The sequence below is a fragment of the Nocardioides sp. T2.26MG-1 genome (assembly GCF_950101795.1).
Classification (GTDB): domain Bacteria; phylum Actinomycetota; class Actinomycetes; order Propionibacteriales; family Nocardioidaceae; genus Nocardioides.
Genome location: NZ_CATNLZ010000001.1, coordinates 202891 through 227482 on the forward strand (window position 1 = coordinate 202891; position 24592 = coordinate 227482).

The 24592-nt window shown below is 72.3% G+C and carries 22 protein-coding genes; 11 read left to right on the top strand and 11 right to left on the bottom strand.

Annotation, left to right across the window (positions count from 1 at the left end):
* The first annotated feature begins 8 nt into the window (after nt 1-8).
* Together serC and QQZ14_RS01010 are read left to right on the top strand one after the other, a co-directional pair.
* Entirely contained in the window at nt 9-1133 is a 1125-nt protein-coding gene (serC, locus tag QQZ14_RS01005) for a phosphoserine transaminase (RefSeq protein WP_284532290.1), read from the top strand.
* Between the two features lie 22 nt (nt 1134-1155).
* Nucleotides 1156-2340 (top strand): GDSL-type esterase/lipase family protein, encoded by a 1185-nt coding sequence (locus QQZ14_RS01010; RefSeq protein WP_284532291.1) that lies wholly within the window; start codon nt 1156-1158, stop codon nt 2338-2340.
* A 72-nt stretch (nt 2341-2412) separates the two neighbouring features.
* Here QQZ14_RS01010 and QQZ14_RS01015 read toward each other — a convergent pair whose 3' ends face one another.
* The 6 genes from QQZ14_RS01015 to QQZ14_RS01040 form a co-directional block, all read right to left on the bottom strand.
* Nucleotides 2413-2916, bottom strand: a complete 504-nt coding sequence (locus QQZ14_RS01015) for an O-acetyl-ADP-ribose deacetylase (protein WP_284532292.1) — start codon at nt 2914-2916, stop codon at nt 2413-2415.
* Nucleotides 2916-3920: a DNA topoisomerase IB gene (locus tag QQZ14_RS01020; RefSeq protein ID WP_284532293.1), complete on the bottom strand. Its 1005-nt coding sequence runs from the start codon at nt 3918-3920 to the stop codon at nt 2916-2918. Before QQZ14_RS01020 ends, QQZ14_RS01015 begins: the two co-directional genes overlap by 1 nt.
* Nucleotides 3904-4887 (bottom strand): hypothetical protein, encoded by a 984-nt coding sequence (locus QQZ14_RS01025; protein WP_284532294.1) that lies wholly within the window; start codon nt 4885-4887, stop codon nt 3904-3906. The genes QQZ14_RS01020 and QQZ14_RS01025 overlap by 17 nt, the downstream gene beginning before the upstream one ends.
* On the bottom strand, nt 4887-6095 hold the full coding sequence (locus QQZ14_RS01030) for a class I SAM-dependent methyltransferase (RefSeq protein WP_284532295.1): 1209 nt from the start codon (nt 6093-6095) through the stop codon (nt 4887-4889). The genes QQZ14_RS01025 and QQZ14_RS01030 overlap by 1 nt, the downstream gene beginning before the upstream one ends.
* A 90-nt stretch (nt 6096-6185) precedes the next feature.
* Nucleotides 6186-8936, bottom strand: a complete 2751-nt coding sequence (locus QQZ14_RS01035) for an FAD-binding and (Fe-S)-binding domain-containing protein (RefSeq protein WP_284532296.1) — start codon at nt 8934-8936, stop codon at nt 6186-6188.
* 1 nt (nt 8937) lies between these two features.
* A complete protein-coding gene (locus QQZ14_RS01040; RefSeq protein WP_284532297.1) occupies nt 8938-10194 on the bottom strand; it encodes a hydroxyacid-oxoacid transhydrogenase in 1257 nt (418 codons plus the stop codon).
* Between the two features lie 59 nt (nt 10195-10253).
* Between QQZ14_RS01040 and QQZ14_RS01045 the strand changes: the two genes are divergently transcribed.
* The 8 genes from QQZ14_RS01045 (at nt 10254) to QQZ14_RS01080 (ending at nt 20360) form a co-directional block, all read left to right on the top strand.
* Nucleotides 10254-11438 carry a glycoside hydrolase family 5 protein gene (locus tag QQZ14_RS01045; RefSeq protein ID WP_284532298.1) on the top strand — a complete coding sequence of 395 codons (1185 nt, stop codon included), beginning with the start codon at nt 10254-10256 and terminating at the stop codon, nt 11436-11438.
* Nucleotides 11439-11669: 231 nt separating this feature from the next.
* Entirely contained in the window at nt 11670-11957 is a 288-nt protein-coding gene (locus tag QQZ14_RS01050) for a hypothetical protein (RefSeq protein ID WP_284532299.1), read from the top strand.
* Nucleotides 11954-14101: a glycosyltransferase gene (locus QQZ14_RS01055; protein WP_284532300.1), complete on the top strand. Its 2148-nt coding sequence runs from the start codon at nt 11954-11956 to the stop codon at nt 14099-14101. The genes QQZ14_RS01050 and QQZ14_RS01055 overlap by 4 nt, the downstream gene beginning before the upstream one ends.
* Nucleotides 14101-15774 (top strand): hypothetical protein, encoded by a 1674-nt coding sequence (locus QQZ14_RS01060; protein WP_284532301.1) that lies wholly within the window; start codon nt 14101-14103, stop codon nt 15772-15774. The genes QQZ14_RS01055 and QQZ14_RS01060 overlap by 1 nt, the downstream gene beginning before the upstream one ends.
* Nucleotides 15771-16721, top strand: coding sequence for a hypothetical protein (locus tag QQZ14_RS01065; RefSeq protein WP_284532302.1), 951 nt, complete (start codon nt 15771-15773; stop codon nt 16719-16721). Before QQZ14_RS01060 ends, QQZ14_RS01065 begins: the two co-directional genes overlap by 4 nt.
* A complete protein-coding gene (locus QQZ14_RS01070) occupies nt 16718-17884 on the top strand; it encodes a hypothetical protein (RefSeq protein ID WP_284532303.1) in 1167 nt (388 codons plus the stop codon). Before QQZ14_RS01065 ends, QQZ14_RS01070 begins: the two co-directional genes overlap by 4 nt.
* Nucleotides 17881-19335: a PstS family phosphate ABC transporter substrate-binding protein gene (locus tag QQZ14_RS01075; RefSeq protein ID WP_284532304.1), complete on the top strand. Its 1455-nt coding sequence runs from the start codon at nt 17881-17883 to the stop codon at nt 19333-19335. Before QQZ14_RS01070 ends, QQZ14_RS01075 begins: the two co-directional genes overlap by 4 nt.
* A complete protein-coding gene (locus QQZ14_RS01080) occupies nt 19332-20360 on the top strand; it encodes a hypothetical protein (RefSeq protein WP_284532305.1) in 1029 nt (342 codons plus the stop codon). The genes QQZ14_RS01075 and QQZ14_RS01080 overlap by 4 nt, the downstream gene beginning before the upstream one ends.
* Before the next feature lie 24 nt (nt 20361-20384).
* Here the strand turns inward: QQZ14_RS01080 and QQZ14_RS01085 are convergent, their stop codons facing one another.
* From QQZ14_RS01085 to QQZ14_RS01095, 3 genes are all read right to left on the bottom strand, one after another.
* Nucleotides 20385-21260 (bottom strand): NUDIX hydrolase, encoded by an 876-nt coding sequence (locus QQZ14_RS01085; protein WP_284532306.1) that lies wholly within the window; start codon nt 21258-21260, stop codon nt 20385-20387.
* A 9-nt stretch (nt 21261-21269) separates the two neighbouring features.
* Nucleotides 21270-22517: a geranylgeranyl reductase family protein gene (locus QQZ14_RS01090; protein ID WP_284532307.1), complete on the bottom strand. Its 1248-nt coding sequence runs from the start codon at nt 22515-22517 to the stop codon at nt 21270-21272.
* A gap of 66 nt (nt 22518-22583) precedes the next feature.
* Nucleotides 22584-22946 carry a hypothetical protein gene (locus tag QQZ14_RS01095; protein WP_284532308.1) on the bottom strand — a complete coding sequence of 121 codons (363 nt, stop codon included), beginning with the start codon at nt 22944-22946 and terminating at the stop codon, nt 22584-22586.
* A gap of 107 nt (nt 22947-23053) precedes the next feature.
* Between QQZ14_RS01095 and QQZ14_RS01100 the strand changes: the two genes are divergently transcribed.
* Nucleotides 23054-23725 carry a winged helix-turn-helix transcriptional regulator gene (locus QQZ14_RS01100; RefSeq protein WP_284532309.1) on the top strand — a complete coding sequence of 224 codons (672 nt, stop codon included), beginning with the start codon at nt 23054-23056 and terminating at the stop codon, nt 23723-23725.
* A 21-nt stretch (nt 23726-23746) separates the two neighbouring features.
* Here QQZ14_RS01100 and QQZ14_RS01105 read toward each other — a convergent pair whose 3' ends face one another.
* The gene (locus QQZ14_RS01105) at nt 23747-23959 is read right to left on the bottom strand and encodes a hypothetical protein (RefSeq protein WP_284532310.1); all 213 of its coding nucleotides are present in this window, start codon (nt 23957-23959) and stop codon (nt 23747-23749) included.
* Entirely contained in the window at nt 23956-24459 is a 504-nt protein-coding gene (locus QQZ14_RS01110; RefSeq protein WP_284532311.1) for a DUF4232 domain-containing protein, read from the bottom strand. Before QQZ14_RS01110 ends, QQZ14_RS01105 begins: the two co-directional genes overlap by 4 nt.
* Nucleotides 24460-24592 lie beyond the last annotated feature (133 nt).

Genomic DNA, 24592 nt, shown 5'->3' on the forward strand with positions numbered 1-24592 from the left:
AGGTTTTCATGTCCGACGCCCTGCAGATCCCCCGCGACCTCCTCCCCGCCGACGGCCGGTTCGGCGCCGGCCCGTCGAAGATCCAGACCTCCCACCTCGACTCCCTCGCCGCGACCGGCTCCGCGCTGATGGGAACGTCGCACCGGCAGACTCCGGTGCGCGAGCTCGTCGGCCGGGTCCGATCGGGGCTGGCGGACCTGTTCTCGCTGCCCGACGGCTACGAGGTCGTGCTCGGCAACGGCGGTGCCACGGCGTTCTGGGACATCGCGACGTACGGGCTGATCCGTGAGAAGAGCCAGCACCTGACGTTCGGGGAGTTCTCCTCGAAGTTCGCCAAGGCCGCGGCCGCCGCTCCCTGGCTGGCCGAGCCGTCGGTGATCGCGTCCGAGCCCGGCTCGCGCCCGACCGCGGTCGCCGAGGACGGCGTCGACGTGTACGCCTGGGCCCACAACGAGACCTCCACCGCGGTGATGGCACCCGTCGTCCGCCCGGCCGGCACCTCGTCGGACGACGCACTCGTGCTCGTCGACGCGACCTCCGGCGCCGGCGGGCTCCCGCTCGACGTGACCGAGTCGGACGTCTACTACTTCGCGCCCCAGAAGTGCTTCGCCTCCGACGGCGGCCTCTGGCTCGCGCTGTTCTCCCCTGCCGCGCTCGACCGGGCGGCGTCGGTCGCCGCGTCGGGTCGGCACATCCCGGCGTTCTTCGACCTGCCGACCGCGATCGACAACTCCGCGAAGAACCAGACCTACAACACGCCCGCGGTCGCCACGCTGTTCCTGATGGCCGAGCAGCTCGACTGGATGAACGCCTCCGGCGGGCTCGACGGCATGGTGGCGCGGACGACGGAGTCGTCCGACCTGCTCTACACGTGGGCCGAGAAGTCGCCGTACGCCTTCCCCTACGTGCCTGACCCCGCCCACCGGTCGCTGGTCATCGGCACCATCGACTTCGACGACTCGGTCGACGCGGCGCGGATCGCCGCGGTGCTGCGCGCCAACGGCGTCGTCGACACCGAGCCCTACCGCAAGCTGGGCCGAAACCAGCTGCGGATCGCGATGTACCCCGCCGTCGACCCCGCCGACGTCGAGGCGCTCACCCACTGCATCGACTGGGTGGTCGAGAACCTCTGACGCCCTCCACCTGGACCCCGCGGTGATCAGCACCGAGATCACCCCCGCGCTCGTCCGCGGTGCGCTCGAGCTCGAGCGCACCGCGCACGGCCTGCTGCCGCACCGGCTGCCGGCGTGGGCGCGCGCCCAGAGCGCGGACCCCCAGATCGCGCTCTCGGAGAGCCAGCCCGCCGGCGTACGCCTGGTCTTCCGCACCCGCGCCACCATGGTCGAGCTCGACACGGTGCCGACCAAGCGCGTGTACGCCGGGGCGCCGCCGCGCCCGGACGGCGTCTACGACGTGCTCGTCGACGGCCGGCTCGCCCACCAAGGGACCGTGCCGGGCGGCCACACGCTGACCATCGACATGATGAGCGGGCGGTCCGAGCTCACGCCCGGGCGGCCGGGCACGCTCCGGGTCACCGGCCTCGACGACGCCGCCAAGGACATCGCGGTCTGGCTCCCCCACGACGAGACCACCGAGCTCGTCGCGCTGCGCACCGACGCCCCCGTCGAGCCGGTCGCGGACACCGGTCGCCCGGTGTGGCTCCACCACGGCAGCTCCATCAGCCACGGCTCCAACGCCGCGAGCCCCTCGACGACCTGGCCGGCGCTGGCGGCCGCCGCCGGGGGCGTCGACCTGGTCAACCTCGGCTTCGGCGGCGGCGCGCTGCTCGACCCGTTCACCGCCCGGACCATGCGGGACACGCCGGCCGACCTGCTGAGCGTCAAGATCGGGATCAACCTGGTCAACACCGACGTCATGCGGATGCGCGCCTTCGGCCCCGCCGTCCACGGCTTCCTCGACCTGGTGCGCGACGGCCACCCGGACGCGCCGCTGCTCGTGGTCTCCCCGATCCTGTGCCCGATCCACGAGACGACGCCCGGTCCCAGCGCGCCCGACCTGGCCGCGCTCGCGGAGGGGCGACTCTCGTTCACCGCGGCCGGCGACCCGGCCGGGGTCGCCGCCGGCCGGCTGACGCTCACGACGGTCCGCGACGAACTCGCCCGCATCGTCGCGCAGCGGGCCGCCGACGACCCGCACCTGCACTACCTCGACGGCCGTGAGCTGTACGGCGAGGCCGACCACGCCGAGCTGCCCCTCCCCGACCAACTGCATCCCGACGCCGCCACCCACCAGCTGATCGGCCGTCGTTTCGCCGCCCTCGCCTTCAGCCCCGCCACCCCGTTGAGTCGGGACTTCCGACCGTTGAATCGGGAGTTGTGACGGTCGAGTCGGGAGCTGTGACAGCGCGCCCGACGGTGCGCCCACCAGAAACCACGACTCAAGCGTCAGAACTCACGACTCAACGTCGAGGGCGGTCCTGATCTGCTCGTACGTCGCCGCGTCGAACGCGACCAGCCGGGCCTCGGTGACCGCGGTGTCGGCCGAGCAGAACGCCTCGAGGGCGCAGGCGATCGCGTCGTCCTTCGGCCAGCCGTAGACCCCGGCGGAGACCAGCGGGAACGCGACCGTGGCGGCGCCCAGCTCGTCGGCGACCTCCAGGGCACGGGAGTAGCAGGACAGCAGCAGCGCCCGGTCGCGCTGACCGGCGTGGTAGTTCGGGCCGACCACATGGATCACCCACCGCGCGGGCAGGTCGCCGGCGGTGGTCCAGCCGGCCTCGCCGGTCGGCAGCCCGTGCGGGAACCGGGCGATGCAGTCCTCGAGCACGGCCGGCCCACCGGCGCGGTGGATCGCACCGTCGACGCCGCCGCCCCCGCGCATGCCGTTGTTGGCGGCGTTGACGACCGCGTCGACCTCCTGGCGGGTGATGTCACCCTGCACCGCCGTGATCCGCATCAGGCCTCCTTCAGCAGCCTCAGCGTCGCACGCTCGAGCGCCGCCTGCCGCTCGTCGGGCGTGTCGTAGCTGCGCCCGGTGGCCCGCGAGATCGTGCGCCCCTCCTCGTAGGCGTCGATCACGCGCGGGTCGACGTACGACGAGCGCGCCAGCGTCGGGGTGTTCCCGAGGAACGACGCGACCTCCTTCATCGCCCCCGTGACGGCTCGCTTCCGGGACGCGCCGGAGTGCCCGGGCTCGGGGGTCTCGGCGAGCGCGGCCGCAGCCAGCACGGTCGCGTGCCAGGTGCGGAAGTCCTTGGCCGTGGCCTCGATCCCGGTCGAGGCACGGACGTACTCGTTGACGAGCTCGGGCAGCATCGACCGCCAGCCGCGGCCGTTCTTGTAGGCCAGCAGCCGCAGGTCCTGCCCGCGTCTCCGGCGCATGACCTCGATGGCCTCGACCACGACCGCGTCGTCGATCTCGATGCGGTGCTCGACGCCCGACTTGCCGACGAACGTGAACACCAGCCGGTCCTGGCGACGGCGCACGTGCCGGCGCTCGAGCGTGGTCAGCCCGAAGGAGCCGTGGGCGTCGGCGTAGACGTCGTTGCCGATCCGGAAGTAGCCGAGATCCAGCAGCCGCACGGCCGCCGCGCAGGCCCGCTCCAGCGGCATCCCCTCCAGGCCCAGGTCGCGCAGCACGAGCTCACGTGCCTTGGCCAGGGCCTTGCCGAACTCCAGCATCCGGTCGAACTTCTCCGCGTCCCGCCGGGCCCGCCAGTCGGGGTGGTAGAGGTACTGCCGGCGTCCCGCGTCGTCGGTGCCGACGGCCTGAAGGTGGCCGTTGTCGTACGGCGTGACCCACACGTCGGTCCACGCCGGCGGGATCACGAGGTCGCGCACTCGCCGCGCGTCCTCCTCGGGCAGCCGGTCGCCGTGCTCGTCGAGGTAGACGAACCCCTTCCCGGCCCGGCGCCGGGTCCAGCCCGGCTGGTCGGGCGACGTGCTACGAAGCCGCACCATGGCGCGTCAGTAGCCGTACCGCACCGGCCACAAACCCGACCGCGACGACGCCGCCGAGCATCCAGGGCCAGACCGGCGAGCCGGAGCCGTCCTGCTCGCCGTCCCCGTCCTGCTCGCTCGGCTCCGCCTGCGGAGCCGGGGAGCCGGACGGCTCCGGGGCTGGCCGCAGCGCGGCGACCACCCGCGCCGGCAGCTCCACGTCCAGCACGTCGGTGAACTGTCCCTCGGTGCACACGTGCACGGAGCCGTCGGGGGCGACCGCGATGCCCTCGCCCTGCTGCTGCGAGGGGAGCCCGAACGACGCCACCTTCTCGTGCCCGGGGAACGTGTAGACCGCCGCGGCGCCGTAGTCGCGCAGCACGTAGTGCCGCCCGTCGGGGAAGAACGCGCCGTCGGTGGCGAACGACAGCGAGTCGGCGACCGCGCGCAGCCGGTTGGGCTCCGACGCCGACAGCCGCCGGGGTGCGGCGTACACCGTGCCGCCGAAGAGGTCCTTGCTCACCACGAACAGCTGGCCGGTGCGCGGCTGCGCCATCAGGGTCTCGGCGTCGTGGGCGCCGTCGGGGTAGACCAGGGTGTACGCCGCCGGGTCGACCGTCCGGTCGCCGCGGCCGTACGGCACCCGGAGCACCTCGATCGAGTCCCGCGCCTCGCGGTTGTCCCCGATGTCGCCCACCCACACCGTGCCGCGGCCGGCCGGCGCGAGCGCCTCGACGTCCTCGGGGTCGTCGGCCCACGACGTGGTCCCCACCGTGGCGCCCGAACGGTCGACCACGAACACGCGGCCGCTGTCCCCGGAGTCGTTGACGGTGACGAACAGCCCGTCGCCCACGACCAGGCCGCTCGACTCGACGATCGCCGGGTCGTCGAACGTCAGGTCGACGGTCGCGTGGGGGTCCGCCGGGCCGGCGAGCGAGCCGATCGCGAACGAGACGGCTGACGCGAGACCGAGGACCCGGTCGAGCATCAGCGTGCGTCGAGCAGCCGGGCCAGCGCGGGGCTGATGTTCCAGGTGTCGACGAGGTCGTCGTACTCCTTGCGCACCGAGCCGCCCTTGACCGGCGAGCCGGCGCGGACCGCGCGCAGCATGGTGTTGCGCGGGGTGTGCTGGCTCTCCACGAACTGCACGACGTCGACGCGGTAGCCCTGCTGGCGCATGAGCGAGGCGCGCAGCGCGTCGGTGAGCGTGTCGGCCAGCCGCTCGCGCAGGATCCCGTGGCGGGTGATCATCGCGTACGGCGCGGGCGTCGGCGACCGGCGCAGCTGGGCGGCGATGTCGTGGTGGCAGCACGGCGCGGCCAGCACCAGCTGGGCGCCCCAGGCGACCGACTGGGCCAGCGCCTCGTCGGTGGCGGTGTCACACGCGTGCAGCGCGAGCACCACCTCGGGAGCCGGGTCGAGCTCGACACCGCCGATGGTGCCGACCACGAAGTCAGCGGACACGCCGAGCCCGGCGGCGACCGCGGCGTTGTGCTCGCGCGACTGCTCCTTGACGTCCACACCGGTGAGCCGGACCGGCAGCCCGCGGACCCCGCTGAGGTAGCGCTCGGCCGCGAACGTCAGGTAGGCGTTGCCGCAGCCGAGGTCGACGATCCGCAGCGGGTCCTCGGCGGTCGGGCGGCGCAGGTGGCCCTTGTCCAGGGCGTCGGTGATCGAGGCATCCAGGAGCCGCAGGAACTCCTCGACCTGGCGGTACTTCGCCTGCCGGCTGGGCTTGAGCCGCCCGGACTCGTCAGAGATCCCGAGCGCGACGAACACGGGGTCGTCCTCCGGCAGCAGCCGCGACTTCTCCCGGTCGTGGCCGCGCTCGATCTCGACCGGCTCGACCCTGTCGGTGGTGTGCACGACGGCCTCGAGCTTCTTCGTGACCCGCAGCTGATGGCTCTCGGTGGTGGTGTCGACGTGCCAGTTGCCGAACGGCTCGTCGAGCAGCGCGTCCACCGCGTCCCGTGCTGCGTCGCCGACGGCGTGGTTGGCGGTGTGCGCCTGGGTCTCGTCGTACGTCGTGATCTGCAGGTGCCGGCCGGCCTTGAGGTCCACGTAGCGCAGCTCGGCGCGCCGCCAGGTCGGCTGGGTGCCCTTCTGGCGCCCGGAGGCCACGGCCTTGACCAGCACGTCGGGATCGAGGATGTGGTCGCGCAGCCGGTTGAGCGCGCGCAGCAGCGGCTCGCTCATGCCGGGCTCACTTCAGCACCGCCGCGACCACGACCACCAGCAGCAGGGCCGCCAGCGCCACGGGGATGACGAGTCGGCGATGGCGGGGGTTCACGCCTCCACCTTAGAAGCGAGCAGCTCGGCGAGGTGCATCGTGGGGACGTCCGCGAGGTCGTCGAGCTGGACCCGGCACGACATGCCGTCGGCGAGCACCACCGCATCGGGGTGGGCACGCACGGCCGGCATCAGGTGGGTCTCGGCGACCGCGACGGACACCTCGTAGTGGCCTTTCTCCATGCCGAAGTTGCCGGCCAGCCCGCAGCAGCCGGCGACCTGGGTGACGGTGGCGCCGGCCTTCTCCAGCAGTCGCTTGTCGGCGGCCCAGCCGAGCACGGAGGCGTGGTGGCAGTGCGGCTGCGCCACGACCTCGACCCCGGCCAGCGAGGGCAGCGGCACGTCGAGCCGCTCGAGCAGCTCGGCGAAGGTCAGCACGTCGAGGTGCTCGCCGATCATCTCCGGCAGGTCGCTGCGCAGCGTCGCGAGGCACGACGGCTCCAGCCCGACGACCGGCACGCCGGACGCGACGTACGGCCTCAGCGTCCGCACGGTCTTGGTCATGATCGACCGGGCCTCGTCGAGCTGCCCGGTCGTCACCCAGGTCAGCCCGCAGCACGCGTCCTCGCGGATCACCCGCGCGGTCACGCCGACCGACTCCAGGAAGCGGATCGCCGCGTGCCCGTTGTCCGGGAAGAAGTGGTCGGTGAACGAGTCGGCCCAGATCCACACGTCCGGGGTGCCCTGCTCGGGCTTGTCGAGACCGCGCCGCAGCGTCCGCGGCGCGAACGCCGGGATCGAGCGCCGCTGGTCGATGCCCGCGGTGGCCTTGGCCAGCCGGGCGACCGGGCCGAGCCGCATCATCCGGTTGGCCAGCGGCGCGACCGGCGCGGCCAGCCGGGCCCACTTCGGCAGCCGGCCGAGGAGATAGTGGCTGCGCGGGCGGCGCTTCGAGCCGGGCCCGTCGTACGTCGCGTGCAGAGCCTCGGCCTTGTAGGTGGCCATGTCGACGCCGGTCGGGCAGTCGGACGCACAGCCCTTGCAGGCCAGGCAGAGGTCGAGCGCCTCGTGCACCGCGGGGTCCGCGAGGCCGTGCACGAGCTCTCCGTCGAGCGCCTCCTGCAGCACCCGCGAGCGGCCGCGGGTGGAGTCCTTCTCCTCCCGCGTCGCGAGGTAGGACGGGCACATCACGCCGTTGGTGGTCGGCGCCACGCACTTGCCGACGCCGGTGCAGCGGTGCACGGACCCGGCGAGCGGGATCGCCGGACGGGGGCGGGCCGGGCGCAGGTCCGCGTCGAGCGGGGCGGGGTCGACGATGTTGCCGGGGTTGAGCAGGTTGCCCGGGTCGCAGATCTTTTTGACGGCCGCGAACAGCCGCAGCGACTCCGCGTCGTACATCAGCGGCAGCAGCTCGGAGCGGGCCCGGCCGTCGCCGTGCTCACCCGAGAGCGAGCCGCCGTGGTCGCGCAGCTTGAGCGCACTCGCGGTGAGGAAGTCGCGGAACTGCCGGCGGCCGTCGCCCTCGCCGGCCTGGAACGGGAAGTCGATGCGCACGTGCACGCAGCCGTCGCCGAAGTGGCCGTAGGGCACCCCGTCGAGGTCGTGCTCGCGCAGCAGCTCGTCGAAGTCGCGCAGCCAGGCACCCAGCCGCTCGGGTGGTACGGCGGCGTCCTCCCAGCCGGAGTAGGCGGGGCGGGACAGGCTGCGCGCCGCGAGCCCGGCCCCGTCCTCACGGATCCGCCAGAGCGCTGCGGCCTCGGCCGGGTCGAGCACGACGCGGTGCCCGAGGGCCCCGGACTCGGCGACCACCCGGGCCGCGAGCGACTCGGCCTCGGCGCCCGTCAGCTCGACGAACAGCCAGCCGGCCCCCCGCGGCAGCTCGGGGACCGCGTTGCCGCGGGCCCGCACCAGGTCGACGATCCGGGCGTCGAGCCCCTCGCACGCGATCATCCGGCCCTCGCAGGCAGCGACCAGCGCCGGCACCGCGTCGGCGGCGTCGACCATCGTCGGGTAGCCGAGCAGCACCAGCCAGCGCTCGGCCTCGTCCTCGACGAGCCGCACGGTGGCCTCCTGGACCACGGCGAGCGTGCCCTCCGAGCCGACCAGGAAGCGGTCCAGGCTGCGGCCGTTCTCGGGCAGCAGGTGCTCGAGGGAGTAGCCGCTGACCTGCCGGGAGAAGCGTCCGAACGCGGTCCGCACGTGGCCGAGGTGCTGGTCGACGAGCGCCGCGAGGCGGGTCTCGACGTCGGTCGCGCCGGGCCCGTGGGCGACGTCCATCGCGACCACGTTGTCGACCGTGCGGCCGTAGCCGAGGGCCCGGGAGCCGCAGGCGTTGTTGCCGATCATCCCGCCGATCGTGCAGCGGGTGTGGGTGGACGGGTCGGGCCCGAAGCGCAGTCCGTACGGCGCGGCCGCGCGCTGGAGGTCGGCGTGCACGACGCCGGGCTGCACGACCGCCGTGCGCGCGTCCGCGTCGATCGAGAGCACCCGGTTGAGGTGCCGCAGCGTGTCCACCACGATCCCGGTGCCGACGGCGTTGCCGGCGATCGACGTGCCCGCACCGCGCATGGTCACCGGCGCGCCGGTGGCGTGCGCGGCGTCGATGACCGCCAGCAGCTCGTCGCGGTGCCGGGGCCGGACCACGACCTGCGGGACCACGCGGTACAGCGAGGCGTCCGAGGAGTACAGCGCCCGGGTCAGCGTCGAGTCGTCGACGTCCGAGACACCACGGCGGCGCAGCTCGCCCACGAGGTCCGGCACGGCCGGGTCCGACGGGATCGGCGGGGCCGGTGGGGACGTCTGGGACACGTCACCAGTGTTCCATCGAGCCGCGGAACACCGCGGCCAGGTCCTCCGGCGTGGGACTCTTCGGCGCCGTCGCGAGCAGTCGCTGCTGTTGGAGCGCGCCGCCGACGAGGTCGTCGACGTCGGCCTCGCCGTACCCCACGGCCGCCAGGCCGTTGGGGATGCCGATGTCGCGCATCAGCGCGGTCAGCACCGTCGGCAGCGCGTCGGGCCCCTCGGGCACCCGCGGGTCCAGCAGCCGCGCGGCGCGGAGGTGCCGGTCGGGCGCGGCCTCGAACGTGAACCGGAACGCCGCCGGCGCCGTCAGCGAGACCGCCATGCCGTGCGGGACGATCGCCGCGTCGGGGTAGCCCTCGGGCCGGTAGTCGCGGACCCGGCCGGCGATCGGATAGGCGTTGGCGTGCGGGATGTGCACCCCGGCGTTGCCGAAGCCGAGCCCCGCGAAGGTCGCCGCCATCGCCATCTGCTCGCGGGCGGCCCGGTCCGACCCGTCGCGCACGGCGGTGCGGAACGCGCCGGCCAGCAGGGACAGTGCCTTCTCCGACCAGAGGTCGGCGATCGGGTTGGCCCCGCAGTAGGGCACCCGCTGCTCGGGGCGCTTGGCGTCGAAGTCGGCGTACCACCGGGCGGTGTAGCTCTCGAGCGCGTGGCACACGATGTCCATGCCGGCCGCGGCCGTGACGGTCGCCGGCTGGCTGAGCGTCAGGTCCGGGTCGACGACCGCCAGCGTCGGTCGCAGCCGTGGGTGGCTGATCCCCGTCTTGACCTTGAGCGCGAGCACGTCGAGCACGCAGATCGTGGTGCTCTCCGCGCCGGTGCCGGTCGTCGTGGGGATCGCGACCAGCGGGAGCAGCGGCTGGGACGGCGCCAGCGCCTTGCCGACGGGCGCGTTGACGTAGTCCATGAGCTCACCGGGGTTGGTGGTGAGCAGGTTGACCGCCTTCGCGGTGTCGATCGACGATCCTCCGCCGACCGCCACGATCGCGTCGAACGGCCCGGCGTCGCGGGCGAACGCGATCGCGTCGGCCATCGAGGCGTCGGTCGGCTCGACGTGGACACGGTCGTACGTCGTGACCTCGATGCCCCGGGCGGCCACCTGCTCCGCGATGCGGCCCGGGTGCCCGGTGGCCGCGACGCCGGGGTCGGTGACCAGCAGCACCCGGCGCGCGCCGTACGACGCCAGGTCGTGCCCGACCTCGCCGGACGCCCCGGGGCCGAACTTGAGGGCGGGCGCGGCGTAGGTGAAGACGGTCTCACTCATTCGCCCAACATAACGGCCGGACCGGCCCCTACGATTGACCGGCGGAGAGGGGGGCTTCCATGCTGCTGCACGCACGACGTCAGGCACGCTGGATCGCGCTGGCGGCCGTCGTGGCGCTCCTCGCCGGCACCGGCCTCTACCTCCAGCTCCGCACGCCCACGGCCTCCGGCGTTCTCGCCGACACCGGCGCCGCCCACGCCGTGGTCGAGGGCAACCGGATCGTCGACGCCCGCAGCGGCCGCGACTTCGTGCCCCGCGGCGTCAACTGGAGCAGCTTCGAGTACGCCTGTGCCCAGGGCTGGGGCATGTCCGCTCTCGACAACGTCGTGGCGGGCAGCCCGGCGACGGCCGAGGCCGACGCGATCCGGGCATGGGGGGCGAACACCGTGCGCCTCCCGCTCAACCAGGACTGCTGGCTCGGCACCCGCGGCGCCCCGGTCAGCGACCAGTACGAGGAGCGGACCGTCGAGGGCTACCGCGCGGACGTGCACCGGTTCGTCACCGCGCTCAACCGCGCCGGCCTGGTCGTGGTGCTCGACCTGCACAGCCGCAAGCGGATCGGGCAGCCCGAGTTCGGCAACCTCGCGATGCCGGACTCGGAGTCGATCGCGTTCTGGACCTCGGTGGCCACGGCGTACCGCGACAACCCGTCGGTGATGTTCGATGCGTTCAACGAGCCCTACTCCCGCTACAGCGCCGGCGGGGACCGGTTCCTGTTCGACCTCACCTGGCAGTGCTGGCGCGACGGCGGTTGCCAGGCGCCCGTCGAGGACGACCAGAGCGCGACCCTCGGCCAGGTCACCTACCCGGTGCAGGGCTTCGCTGCCGTGGTCAGCACGATCCGCGACACCGGCGCCGCGCAGCCGATCCTGCTCGGCGGGCTCGACTACGCCAACGACCTCAGCCACTGGCTGGAGTTCGCGCCCGACGACGACCAGCTGGTCGCGGCCTTCCACTCCTACGACTTCAAGGCGTGCGGCGACCCCGACTGCTGGGACGACGTGCTCGGCCCGATCGCCGAGACGGTGCCCCTGCTCACCTCCGAGCTCGGCGCCCGGCACCCGGAGGACGGGTACGTCGGCCGCTACCTCGACTGGGCCGACGAGCACGGCGTCGGCGCACTGTTCTGGGTCTGGGCCGACCACCCGGCCGACCCGATGGCACTGGTGTCCGACGAGAGCGGCCGCCCCACGCCGTACGGACGCCAGGCGCGCAGCTGGCTGACCGACCACCTGCCGAGGTGATCCAGCCCACCCTCCCGGCGGGGATGTACACAGGCGGTCCACGTCCGGTCAACGATCCGTCCACAGTCCGTCAACGCTGGTCCAGACCGTCACCAGCGGGCGTGATCGCCAACTAGCGTGGGCATCCGAGGAGTCCACCAATCGGTGAACGGTACGCGAGGGGGCGTGCCACCATGAGTCCCGCAAGGGCTCGGGACCGGTGGTGGGGCACCTGAGCAGGGGGGAAGCATCATGTCGTTGCAGACGGGTCCGTCGCGTCCGGCAACGAAGTCGGTGGGCGCCGCGGTCGTGGGGCTGCTCCTGACCCTGGCCATCCTCGTCGTCGCCCTGCTGTCCTTCCTGATCGCGCCGCTCGTGGCGCTCGGCGTCGCCTACCTGGCGTACGCCGTCATGCGGCCGCGCAGCAACCGGCGGCCCCAGCCGGACCAGACTGCGCAACCGGGCGCCGTCGCACACGCCGAGTCGCCCGGACGGGCCTCCCATGGCACCGCCGGCTTCGGATCGGGGACCTCAGCGTGACCACGACCCAGTCCGGCCAGGCCGGCCTCGAGACCCGCCGCCTCCCCAGGCTGACCGACGGGGTCGCCCAGGACCTGCGCCACCTGATCCCGGAGGGCATCTGCCGCACCTTCCGGGTGATGCCGTACGCCTCGGTCGGGGGCGCCGTCCTCGTGGCGGCGGCCGACGCCGACGACGCGATCACCGCGCAGGTCGTCGCCGAGCGGATCGACCGACCCGTGCAGCTGGTGCGTCACACCGTCAACGAGATCGTGGCCGCGATCGACTCCGTGTACCCGCCTCAGGAGACCGAGGTCGAGTCGCCGGACGCACGCCGGGCGCGGATGCAGATGGCGCAGATGCTCACCCGCAGCGGGCTGATCACCGACGAGCAGCTGCAGCGGGCGATGCTCGAGTACTCCCGCACCGGCGACCCCCTGGGCGACATCCTCGTCTCCCACGAGGCGATCACCGAGGACGTGCTCGTGGCGGCCCTCTCGGAGATGTACCAGATGCAGCGGGTCGGGCTGACGGACTTCACCCCCGACCTCGAGGTCGCCCGCCGGCTCCCGGAGCCGCTCGCCCACGCGTTCCAGGCGATCCCGGTCGCCGCGACCGACGACCTGGTGCTGCTCGCCGTCGCCCGCCCACTCGACGCCGAGCAGTCGGCCGAGGTCGAGGAGGCACTCGGCGCGCCGTTCCGCCAGCTGCTGGCCAACCGGACCGAGCTCGACCAGCTGATCCAGCGGGTGCACGCCCGCCACTACGCCGAGGTCTCGACCCGGCTGCTCATGGAGACCCGGCCCGAGGAGTCGGCCCACGTGGTCATCTCGGGCGGACAGAAGGCCGGCCTGGTGCTGTCCGCCGTCGTCATCGTCTTCTGCGCCGTGATCTGGCCCATGAACACCGCGATCGCCCTGGTCGCAGCCTGCAGCCTGCTCTACCTGGTGGTGTCCTTCTACAAGTTCCGGCTCACCCTGCGGGCACTGGGCACCCACCTCGAGACCGACGTCACCGACGAGGAGATCGCGGCGATCGACGAGCGGCGCCTGCCGATGTACACGATCCTGGTCCCGCTCTACAAGGAGGCGGGCATCGTCCCGCGCCTGGTCCGCGACATCAACGCCCTCGACTACCCGCGCACCCGGCTCGACGTGAAGCTGCTGTGCGAGGAGGACGACGAGGAGACGGTCCAGAAGATCCGCGAGATGCAGCTGCCGCCGCACTTCCACCTGGTGGTCGTCCCCGACAGCAAGCCGAAGACCAAGCCCAAGGCCTGCAACTACGGGCTGCAGCTCGCGTTCGGCTCCTACTGCGTGATCTTCGACGCCGAGGACCGCCCGGACCCCGACCAGCTGAAGAAGGCCGTGATCGCGTTCAGCCGCGTCGCGAGCAACGTGGTGTGCGTCCAGGCCAAGCTCAACCACTTCAACCAGGACCAGAACATGCTCACGGCCTGGTTCGCCAACGAGTACTCCATGCACTTCGAGCTCGTGCTCCCTGCCATGGGCGCGGCCGAGTCGCCGATCCCGCTGGGCGGCACCTCCAACCACTTCGTGACCTCCAAGCTGCGCGAGCTCGGCGCCTGGGACCCGTTCAACGTGACCGAGGACGCCGACCTCGGCATCCGGCTGCACCGCGAGGGCTACCGGACGGCGATGATCGACTCGACCACGCTCGAGGAGGCGAACTCCCAGGTCCCCAACTGGATCCGGCAGCGCAGCCGCTGGAACAAGGGCTACATCCAGACCTGGCTGGTCCACATGCGCAACCCGCTCCGGCTCCTCTCCCAGACCGGCCTGAGCGGCTTCCTCAGCTTCAACCTCACGATGGGCAGCGCGTTCGTGCTGCTGCTCAACCCGATCTTCTGGGCGCTGACCACGTTGTACGTCTTCACCCAGGCCGGGTTCATCGAGCAGCTGTTCCCGGGCATCATCTTCTACGCCGCCAGCGCGCTGCTGTTCGTCGGCAACTTCGTGTTCGTCTACCTCAACGTGGCCGGCAGCCTGCACCGCGGCGAGTTCGGCCTCACCCGCACCGCGCTGCTCTCGCCCTTCTACTGGGGCCTGATGAGCTGGGCGGCCTGGAAGGGCTTCATCCAGCTCTTCACCAACCCGTTCTACTGGGAGAAGACCGAGCACGGCCTGGACGAGGGACACTCCTGATGAGCGCCCCGGTGAGCACGGTCTCCAACGTCCACACCAAGGACCGCCGCAGCGGCGTCGTCCAGCTCGTCGGTCGCCGGCCCAACGACGTCGAGCGCCGGTGGTGGGAGAGCGCCCTGGTGTTCGCGTTCTTCACGGTCGCCTACACCTGGTTCGGCTACTGGGTCGTGGTCGACCTGCACGTGGTCGGCTTCGAGACCCTCGACCGCCTGAACCGTGCCCTGATGGTGTGGCACAACGACCCGGCCAAGCTGTCCGCGATCGGCTTCGACTACCCGCCGCTCGCGACCCTGCTCATCGCACCGCTCGCGGTGCTCCGCGGCCTGGTGACCTCGCTCGCGGTCGTGCCGCTGGCCTCGGCGATCTTCGCCGCGTTCACCATGGTCGCGTTCAACACGATGATGCGCCGGGCGCTGATCGCCGGCCCCCTGCGCTACGCGGTCCTTCTCGCACTCGGTGCCAACCCGATGGTGCTGCTGTACGCCACCACCGGCACCCGCCACTTCGTCTGGATCGCGCTGGTCGTCACCGCACTGGGCGCCCTGTTCGCCTGGTACATCACCGCCGACGTCCGGTTCGTGATGCTCGCGGGCATCTCGTTCTCGATCGCCGCCCTCGCGGGCTACACCAGCCTCACGTTCTTCGTGCTCAGCGCGATCATGATCGGCGCCATCCTGGCCCGGCTCGGCGCCGACGGGACCGAGGTCGAGGGCACCGTGGTCGGCTTCGCCTCGCCGACCGTGTACGTCGTCGCCCTCTGGACGGTCTTCAACTTCATCCTGCTGCTCCGGCCGTTCGCCTGGATCACCCGATCGAGCGACGCCGCCGCGTCGGGCGGGCTCGAGACGTTCTCGGCGGTCGAGCTGCTCCGCGCCACCGGCGAGCTGGTGCTGTACGGCGCGCCGATCGCGATCGTCGTGCTCCCCGCGCTCGTCTTCGCCGGCGTCGCCCGCGGCAACCCGTTCGCGTTGTGGCTCGGCGTGATGCTCGGCGTCGCGATCATGCTGCCGTCGGCGGCGGTCGTGCTGCGGCTCACGGACTCACCGATGCTGATGCGCAACGCGGTGCCGATCCTGATGATCAGCATGATCGGGGCGATCTGGCTGGCCCGCTCCGCCGACGAGGGCAGCACCCTGGTCGCCGCGTTGATCGTCGTGGCACTGGTGATCAGCATCCCCTGGACGATCCAGGCGATGAAGACCTACCGCTACCAGAACCTCGAGGCACCGTTCGCGGCCGCGATCACCACCGGCGAGTCCCAGGAGGGGGCCGAGACCCTCAGCCGCGAGAAGGTCGGCATCTTCTCCGAGCAGGCGATGGCCGAGTACATCTCCAACAACGTCTCACGGGACAACTCCATCCTCACCGACAACGCCCAGACCTACGCGGTCATGATGCTGACCGGCCACCCCGAGTACTTCTTCGACCGGATCGACCAGAGCGACGGCCCGTGGAAGCTCGCCGCACGCAACCCCGCGGCGTACGACGTCGACTACCTGCTGATGTCGGCCGCCGACAACGGCGACCTGCTCACCGCGCTGTACCCGGACGCCGCCATCGGCTCCGACCCCATGCTGCAGGTCGTCTTCCGCACGCCGCGCTACGTCCTGGTCAGCGTGCCCGCCGGCTACCAGCCCGGTGGGGTGACCACGGGCCAGTTCGGGGAGTCATGATGGTCGACGACAAGCCGCGCATCGCGCCGCCCCCGTCGGTCGACGACGTGCTCTCCGCCCTGACGGACCAGTCCCGCATCGGTCAGGTCGACTTCACCGCCGCGCTGGCGACCGAGCCCGTCGAGACCCGGGCCACCCGCCTGACCGGCAAGACCGCCGGCCCGGGCGACCTCCGGACCGCACTGCGCCGGGTGCCCGAGCCGACGCCGGCACCGATCCTCGAGCCCGATGCGACCGCGACACCGGTCGAGCCCGTGACCGAGCCCGTGACCGCACCCGTGTCCCGGCCAGAGCCGGAGCCGGTCGCCGAGACCGCGCCCGAGCCCGCACCAGGACCTGCGCCCGAGCCCGAGCCCCAGCCCGCGACCGCGCCCGCGACCGCGCCGACGACCAGGGCCCGGCGGCCGCGCAGCGCGCGCAAGCCCCTGACCGTGGTCGAGGAGCTCGCCCCAGAACCCGAGCCAGAGCCGGCGACCGAGGGCGAGCCCGAGGCCGAGGCCGAGGCCGAGGCTGAGTCCTGGCCGGAGCCGGACCCGGTCGCCGAGGCCGAGCCCGTGGCCGGGCGTGAGCCCGTGGTCCCGCCGGTGGACCTCGCCCGCACCGTCGAGGAGATCGCGCAGGGCGTGATCAGCCGCATGCACGCGGCCGAGCAGGCCACGCTGCGGCATCTGGAGGCCATGGACCTCGAGGCGACCCGCCGCTACGAGCTCGTCACCGCCCAGGCCGAGCTGGACGCCGAGCTGATCCGTCTCCAGTCGCGCCGCGAGGCACACGCGATCATCACCGCCGCTCGGATGCGCGCCGGGGAGCTCGACGACCTCGACGACGACCCCGGCGACCACGGCCACCGGCTGGCGGTCCTCAGCGATGCGATCTCCAGGGTCGCCGACACCACCGAGTCCTCGCTCACGCGACCGCGGACCAGAGAGACCGGGCCCTCCCGATGACCACACGACGTCAGCACCGCACCCAATGCGGCGTCGCCGTCGTCGCGGCCGCCGCGGTCCTGCTCGCCGGCTGCGCGGGCGGGGACTCCGGCAAGGACGCGTCGGAGGACGTGGTCGTGACCGTGGACCCGACCCAGTCACCCGGTGTGGTCGTGCCCGAACACCGGTTCTTCAACGACACCTCACCCTGGAACCGGCGCATCGACACCGCCCGCGTCGACCCCGACTCCGACCGGATGATCCAGTACGCCCACGAGCGCCTGGGCGTGATCGAGGGTCCGGGCTCCACCCAGGTCCAGACCCGGGACATGGTCGACGCGGGCCTGTACATCAACACCCTGCGCTGGACGGTCCCGGTCGTCGCCGGGGGTCGGCCGACCTCGCTGGTCTGCCGCCAGCTGGTCTGCGGCGACGGCGAGAACACCACCGTCCTCAACATCCCCGACGACGTCGACCCCGATCCCCGCTACGACGGGTGGTACACCGTCTTCGACACCTCGGCGTCGGTCGCCTACGACCTGTGGCGGGCCCGCCGCGAGGCCGACGACACCATCTCCTACAACTACATGCGCAAGTGGGACCTCAACGGCCCCGGCTACAGCGAGCCCCAGACCGAGGGTGCCCGTGGCTCCGGTCTGCCGCTGTTCGCCGGGCTGATCCGGGCCGGCGAGCTGGAGTCCGGCGAGATCCAGCACGCGCTCGCGATCAGCGTGCCCGGCCCCGCCGCGGGCGTGTTCGTCCAGCCGGCGTCGTCGACCGACGGCAACGGCCGACCGCGGTCGCTGCCCGAAGGTGCCCGGATCAGGCTGAAGCGCGACGTCGTGCTCCCGCCGCCGGTCGACCCGCGGACCGGCAAGCCGATCAAGCTCAGCAAGCAGCAGCAGCGCCTGGCCGACGCGATCGTGGCCTGCCTGCGCACGTACGGCGCCATCGTGGTCGACCGCGCGGCCGTCCCGACCCTCTACGCGCAGCGCGACGTGACGGACGGGCTGATCCGCGGCAACGAGCTCCAGGGACTCACCCTCGACGACTTCGAGGTGCTGCCGTTGGGCCAGCTCTACCGCTACCCGCCGGAGGAGGACGACGGGACCGTCGTCGACCCGAGTGCCGACCCGAGCGCCTCGCCGACGAGCTCACCGACCGAAGGGGGCGCCGTCCAGTGACCCGCACCCGCTCGCTGCTGGCCCGGCCGCTGGCGGCCTCGCTGGCCGTCGCCGCGGTCTCGCTCGGCCTGCTCACCGCCTGCTCGGACCCGTCCCAGGAGGCGACCGACACGGTCAGCCAGGACCAGGCCGACGCGTTCCGCGAGAACAAGCTGCGCGAGCAGGACATCGCCAAGGCGTACGCCGCACTCCCGACGCGCCCCACGGGCGTCGTCGACGTCGACGGCTCGACCAGCGGGTCGATGACCCCGACCGAGATCGGCCGCTACGAGACCACGACCGACGCCGCGCAGATCAACGTCGCCGACAACGGCGAGGACCAGGCCTTCCAGGAGCTGTGCGCGGGGCGGATCGACCTCGTCGACTCGGCGCGTCCGATGAGCCGCGCGGAGTGGGAGGCGTGCCAGGCCGTCGGGCTGGACGTGGTGCAGTTCCAGGTCGCCGCCGAGGCGATCGTGGTCGCGATCAAGTCCGAGACCGACGTCGGGGCCGACTGCCTCACGGTCGACCAGGTGCGCGACCTCTACCGCGCCGGCTCGCCGCTGACGAACTGGAGCCAGGAGCCGCTCGGCCTCGACGACGTGCCGCTCAAGGTCGGCGGGCCCAACCCCGACAACAACGGCTTCGGGTTCTTCGGGCGTTACGTGCTCGGCGCACCCGAGCCCTCCCAGGTCGACCTCCGCTCCGACTACTACCTCGCCGAGAACGACGAGCAGGCTCGCCAGTTCGTCGTCGGCCAGCGCAACCTCGGGCTGCGGGCAGCCCGCTTCGACGACGTCAGCCGCCGGCGCGCCCAGGTCAACCAGGCCCTCCAGGACGCCCGCATGGAGATGGCGGCCGCCCGCACCGAGCTCTCGATCGCGCTGGCCGAGCGCGCCAAGGGGATCCGTGACGAGCGGCCCCTGGCCGACAAGCGGAAGGACCAGCGTCGCGTGGATGCGGCGTACACGCGCCGCTCGGCCGCCCGGGTGCGGCTCAACGCCGCCGAGCTGCGCTACCGCGAGGTCAACACGCTCTACCAGAGCACCGACCACGCCCGCCGCCTGTACGAGTCCTACCGCGGCCACGTCGCGTACTTCCGGTACAGCTACTACGAGCTGTTCGAGGACCAGCTGCGGCCCTTCGAGATCACGATGCCCGACGGGCAGCGCAACTGCATCTTCCCGAGCCAGCGCACGATCACCAGCGGCGAGTACCCGTTGGCCCGGCAGCTGCTGATCACGACGACCACCCGGTCGCTGGTCCGCAACGAGGTGCGCGACTTCCTCGGTCACTACATCGACAACGCCCAGAACGACGCCGACACGGCCCGCCTCGTGGCACTGCCCAACGAGACGGTCCGGATCCAGCAGGCGTGGCTGAACGGCGACCAGGCCCCGCTGCTCTACGTCCCGGACGACAACGCGACCTCGCCCTCCCAGCCGGTGCCGAGCGAGAAGCCGGCGAGATGACCACTTTGGCCACCCGGCTGGTCGCGTTCGCATCGCCCCTGCTGCTCCTGATCCCCGCGCTCGCCGTCGCGCCGACGTACGCCGGCGCGTCCGCCACGAGCGCTCGGCAGGTGCAGCAGACCAAGCGGATCGTGGTCAGGTGGCACGGGGACCAGAAGCGACCGGTCTACCAGAAGGCGACCAACGTGCCCGGGATCGGCCAGGTCGAGCTGGTCTGCCGGCCCAAGGCCACGATGCTCCGGATCCGGGCCAACGAGCGCAACGCCGAGACACAGATGTGGCTGGCCAAGTTCGAGACCAAGGACGGCACCGACCGGGTCGCGGTGAAGAACGTTCGCATCTACCGCTACTCGACGGCTGCGGACGACGGGACCGGCGGGACCGGCTACCAGGCGCACGAAGGCCTCAACCAGGGTGCGCACGGCATCGAGGACTTCGCGAAGGGCTCGGCGTACGGCGTGATCAGCCAGCGTCCCGGCCGCAACCGGTCCGGGGGCGGGACGCTCGCGCTGCCGGTGACCTCGTTCAAGCTGACCTGGTGGTGGGAGCGGTTCGCCTACCCCGGCAGCCAGTACTGCAGGATGACGCTCGCCCTCAGGACCGACACCGAGCAACAGTTCGGGCTCAGCTGGCACGGTGACGCCGACGCAGCCGCGCACCGGACCAGCACCGCGACGATCCCGGGGTTCGGGCAGGCCGAGCTCGTGTGCGAGACCGGCCGGGGAGGTGAGCAGAGTGTGGCGCTGCGCCCCGACGACCCCGACGCCTTCATGGACTACGAGTACATCCAGGGCGAGGGGCGGACCGACGATCCCTCCCACATCACCCACTACGACGACCTCGACCTCGACCCCACCACCGGTCTCCTGGGGCCGGTCGACCTGCCACGCAACGGCATGATGCGCATCTGGTGGTCGGTCGGTGGGGTGAAGCAGGCCTGGGTCCTCTCCTCCTATCTCGTCACCAACAACACCTCGAAGCCCGAGCTCAACGTGTGCGAGGTCGCGGCCACGCCACTGCCCTGATCGAGGGCCCGACCGACGCTCCGGTCAGCGCTCCCGGAGCGCCTCGCGGACCAGCTCGAGCACCGGCACCTCGCCGCTCAGGATCCGGTCGCGGGACACCCACGCGACCTCCGCCGAGGTCCCACCCTGCTCGGCCAGGCGAGGATCGGCGTCGGCCGCGACGTCGGCGGCGAAGACGAGCGCCACGGAGTGGAAGTCCTCGTAGCGCCCCGACGGCGCGGTGCCGCTGAAGTGGTCGTCGTGGACCGCGACGAGCTCCCCGACCTGGCACTCGACGCCGGCCTCCTCGCGGACCTCGCGGACCACGGCGGTCCGGGGCGCCTCGCCGTGGTCGACGCCACCTCCCGGCAGGGTCCAGGAGCCCGTGTGGAAGCCGCGGTCGGAGATCCGCACGAGCAGCACGGCGTCGTCGCGCAGGATCAGCGCGTAGGCACCGAGGCGCTGATGGCGGAACGGGCGGTGGTCGGCGACCGCCTCGAGCACCATCGGCGCCACCGGCACGGTCCCGTCCAGGACGTCCTCGGTCGGCTTCCAGGCGGCCTCGGCCGTGGAGCCACCCACCTCGATCACCCGGGGCTCGGGAGCGTCGATCGGCACCCACCCGTCGTAGACGATCCGCAGCGCGTGGGCATCGACCCGGCGCCCCTCGCGCCAGACCCCCGGCAGGTGGGCGGAGTAGACGCGCGCCGTCTCCCCGACGACCGCGTGCAGCCCGGTCTCCTCGTAGATCTCCCGGATCACCGCGTCGCGCGGGTCCTCACCGTGGTCGAGGCCGCCGCCGGGCAGCGTCCACAGCTCCTCGGAGGTGATGCTCCGGGAGAGCCGGCTCAGCAGGATCCGGCCTTCGCGGATGATCACCGCGTACGCCGCCACCCGCTGCCGCTTGGGGAGTCCGACCACTCCTCCCCCTCAGCCGAACGGCGGGCGGTGGTCCAGGGCGATCGAGCGGCGCCCGGCCCAGCGCCACACCCGCGCGGCCCGGTCGCGGTCCTCGTCGGTCACGAGGTTGCCCATCCACCGCAGCGCCAGCGTCATCAGCCAGTCCGAGCGCATCCCCGCCGGACCCAGCGTGGGCAGCAGGCGCGGGACGGTCACCAGGCCGGCCAGCCGGCGGGCGATCGAGAACGACTCGCCGTAGTGCTCACGCAGCAGCGCCGGCCAGACAGTCTCGAGGCCCGGCGCGTCCGCGGGCCGGTCGGCCAGCAGCTCCGCGACCAGACGACCCGTCTCGAGGCCGTAGTCGATGCCCTCGCCGTTGAGCGGGTTCACGCACGCGGCGGCGTCGCCGATCAGCGCCCAGTTGGGCCCGGCGACGTGGGACACCGCGCCGCCCATGGGCAACAGCGCCGAGGTGGGCATCCGCAGCTCCCCGGAGAGCTGGAACTCCTCACGACGCTCGTCGGCGTAGTGGGCCATGAGCGGCTTGATCGCGATGTCCGCGGGCCGCTTTGCGGTCGCCAGGGTGCCGACGCCGACGTTCACCTCACCGGTGCCGAGCGGGAAGATCCAGCCGTAGCCGGAGAGGACCTTGCCGTCCTGGCCGCGCAGCTCGAGGTGGGAGCTGATCCAGGGATCGTCGGACCGCTCGGAGGTGATGTAGGAGCGGCCGGCGACGCCGTAGACGGTCTCGCGGTGCCACTCGCGGCCGAGGACCTTGCCCAGCGGGCTCCGGACGCCGTCGGCGACGACGAGCCGGCGGCAGCCGATCTCCACCTCACCCGACGCGGTGCGGAAGACGACGCCGACGACCCGTCCTGCCGACATCCGTACGTCGACGGCGCGCGCCCCGTCGACCGCGACCGCTCCCGCCTTGATCGCCGTCGTGCGCAGGTGGTCGTCGAGCTCGGTGCGGGCCACGGCGGAGCCCCAGTCGGGCAGCGTCCCTCCGGGCCACGGCAGGTGCAGGGTCTGGCCGAAGCCGTGGGCGCGGAGCCCCTGGTTGACCGTGTGGGCGCGGAGCCAGTCCTCGAGGCCGAGCCGCTGCAGCTCACCGATCGCGCGCGGCGTGAGTCCGTCGCCGCAGGTCTTGTCACGAGGGAAGACCGCCGCGTCGGCGAGCACGACGTCGAGTCCGGCTCGCGCCGCCCACGCGGCCGCCGCCGACCCTGCGGGGCCGGCGCCCACGACGAGGACGTCGGTCTGCGCGGGTGTGCTCACGCTCCCATTGTCTCAGGCCGGGTCCCGATCCTCCCAAGCGGCGGCCCACTGCCGCGGCGGACGACCTCAGTAGCTGAAGGTCGTCGCGCCCTCGTCGCCGATCCACTCCCACATCGGCACGGTCCCTCCGCTGGTCGCACCGGGGACGAGTGGCTGCTCGGCAAGCCCCTTGGCATCGATGCAGATCGGGCAGACGAGATAGGTGCCGCCGGCTCGGGCATACCGCTCCATGAGGCTCTCGAGCGTCGGGCACCCCTGGCACGCGGTGGCGGTCGCCACGCCCTCGACCGCCAGCCGTACCGCCTCCTTGGTGAGGAACATCAGCGTCGGCCGGCCGCTCTCGGCGGCGCCGACTGCGACCAGGAACGCGACGGTGACCCGCTCCGCGTCCTCCAGCCCGGTGGTGAGTGAGATGACCGCTTTGCCCATGGTGCCCTCCCGTGTGGTGATGAGGCGTCCATGGAACCCGGCGAGGGCGACGGGTGCACTCCAGGTTCTGTAGTGCGCACCGGTGCGCCGTCGCCTAGCGTGGTCCGGTGGCCACCTACGGACAGTTCTGCCCGGTCGCGAAGACCGCGGAGTTGCTGTGCGAGCGCTGGATGCCGCTCGTCCTGCGGGAGCTGATGTGCGGCAGCAGCCGGTTCTCCGACATCCAGCGCGGGGTCCCCCTGATCTCGCCGACCCTGCTCGCCAAGCGGCTGCGCCAACTCGTCTCCGCGGGAGTAGCGGAGCGCGCGGAGGGCGGCGGCTATCGGCTCACCGCCGCCGGCTGGGAGCTCTACCCCCTGATCGAGGCCATGGGCGTCTGGGGTCAGCGCTGGGTCCGCAGCGACTACGCTCCCGACGAGCTCGACCCCACCTTCTTGATGTGGGACATGCGTCGGATGCTCCGAGCGGGCGGGTTGGCAGACACGAGGACCGTGATCGAGTTCTGGATCCGCGACGCGCCCCCACGCCGCACCACGTACTGGCTGGTGGTCGACCAGGACATCGACCTCTGCCTCGTGGACCCGGGCCAGCAGGTCGATCTCCGGGTCAACGCCGACCTGCGCGCGCTCACCGAGGTCTGGATGGGCGACCGCACCATGAGCGAGGCCCGCGCGGACGGCTCCATCGAGGTGATCGGACCCCCGGTGCTCAGCCGCCGATTCCCCGAGTGGCTCGGCCGTCACCCGGTGCTCGGCGACATCGGCCGGGCGAGAGGCTGAAGGCGGGCACCCCAGGGCCGCTCACGCGCCCTGCTCGCCCTCCGGCGGGAACCGCGGCTCGGCCTCGTCGTAGCCCTCGGAGTCGGTGAACATGCCGCGCTCCGCGTCGAAGTCACGATCGGTGTTGTCCACCTCGGCCCGGTCGGGGCGGTTCTCCGGGTCGAGCCGCTCGCGGCGCTCGGCCTCCACCTCGTCCAGGTCGACGTCCGACGACTCGTCCGGTGTTTCGCTCATGCTCGACGGTAAGCCTTGTGGCTCAGCAGGTGAACCCTCTCGTTCCGGCAGCCGGTGGTGGGGTGGGCGACGAACTGGGACGCCGTCTCGTTCGGCAGGTACACCCGGAACCCGTCCACGTGGGCCCGCCGGCACTCACGGCGCGGGTAGACGGTCGCGTCGGTCTCCGACACCGCGCTGACGACCTTCTCCCCCGGGTGGACGACGATCGAGCGCACCCTCCCCGGCACCCGGTCCGCGGCCGCCCCGATCTGGGTGCCGTCGCCTCCGCCGACGTACGACAGCCCGCCGTACCCTCCGGTGCGGCACGCGTGGTCCGAGACGTTGCGCAGCACGATCCTCCCGAACTGGTGGCTCATGCCGGCGTCGGTCGCGTGGTACGACGCGCGCAGCTCGGCATTGGTGCACGGAGCGACGGCCGCGGCCGTGGCCGCGCTCGCCGGGACGGTCAGCCCTGCGGCGAGGACGCCCAGGACGGCAGCGATGTGGTGGATTCTCATGTCGCTGGGACGCTCTCGGCCCGCCGGGAGTTGCGAGTCACCGGCAATTGACCGCCGGGCGAATGTGAGCGTTCCCATGGCCGGCGATCCGTTCTAGTCTCGGGGCTGTCACAGCGGCGAGAGATCGCGAGGG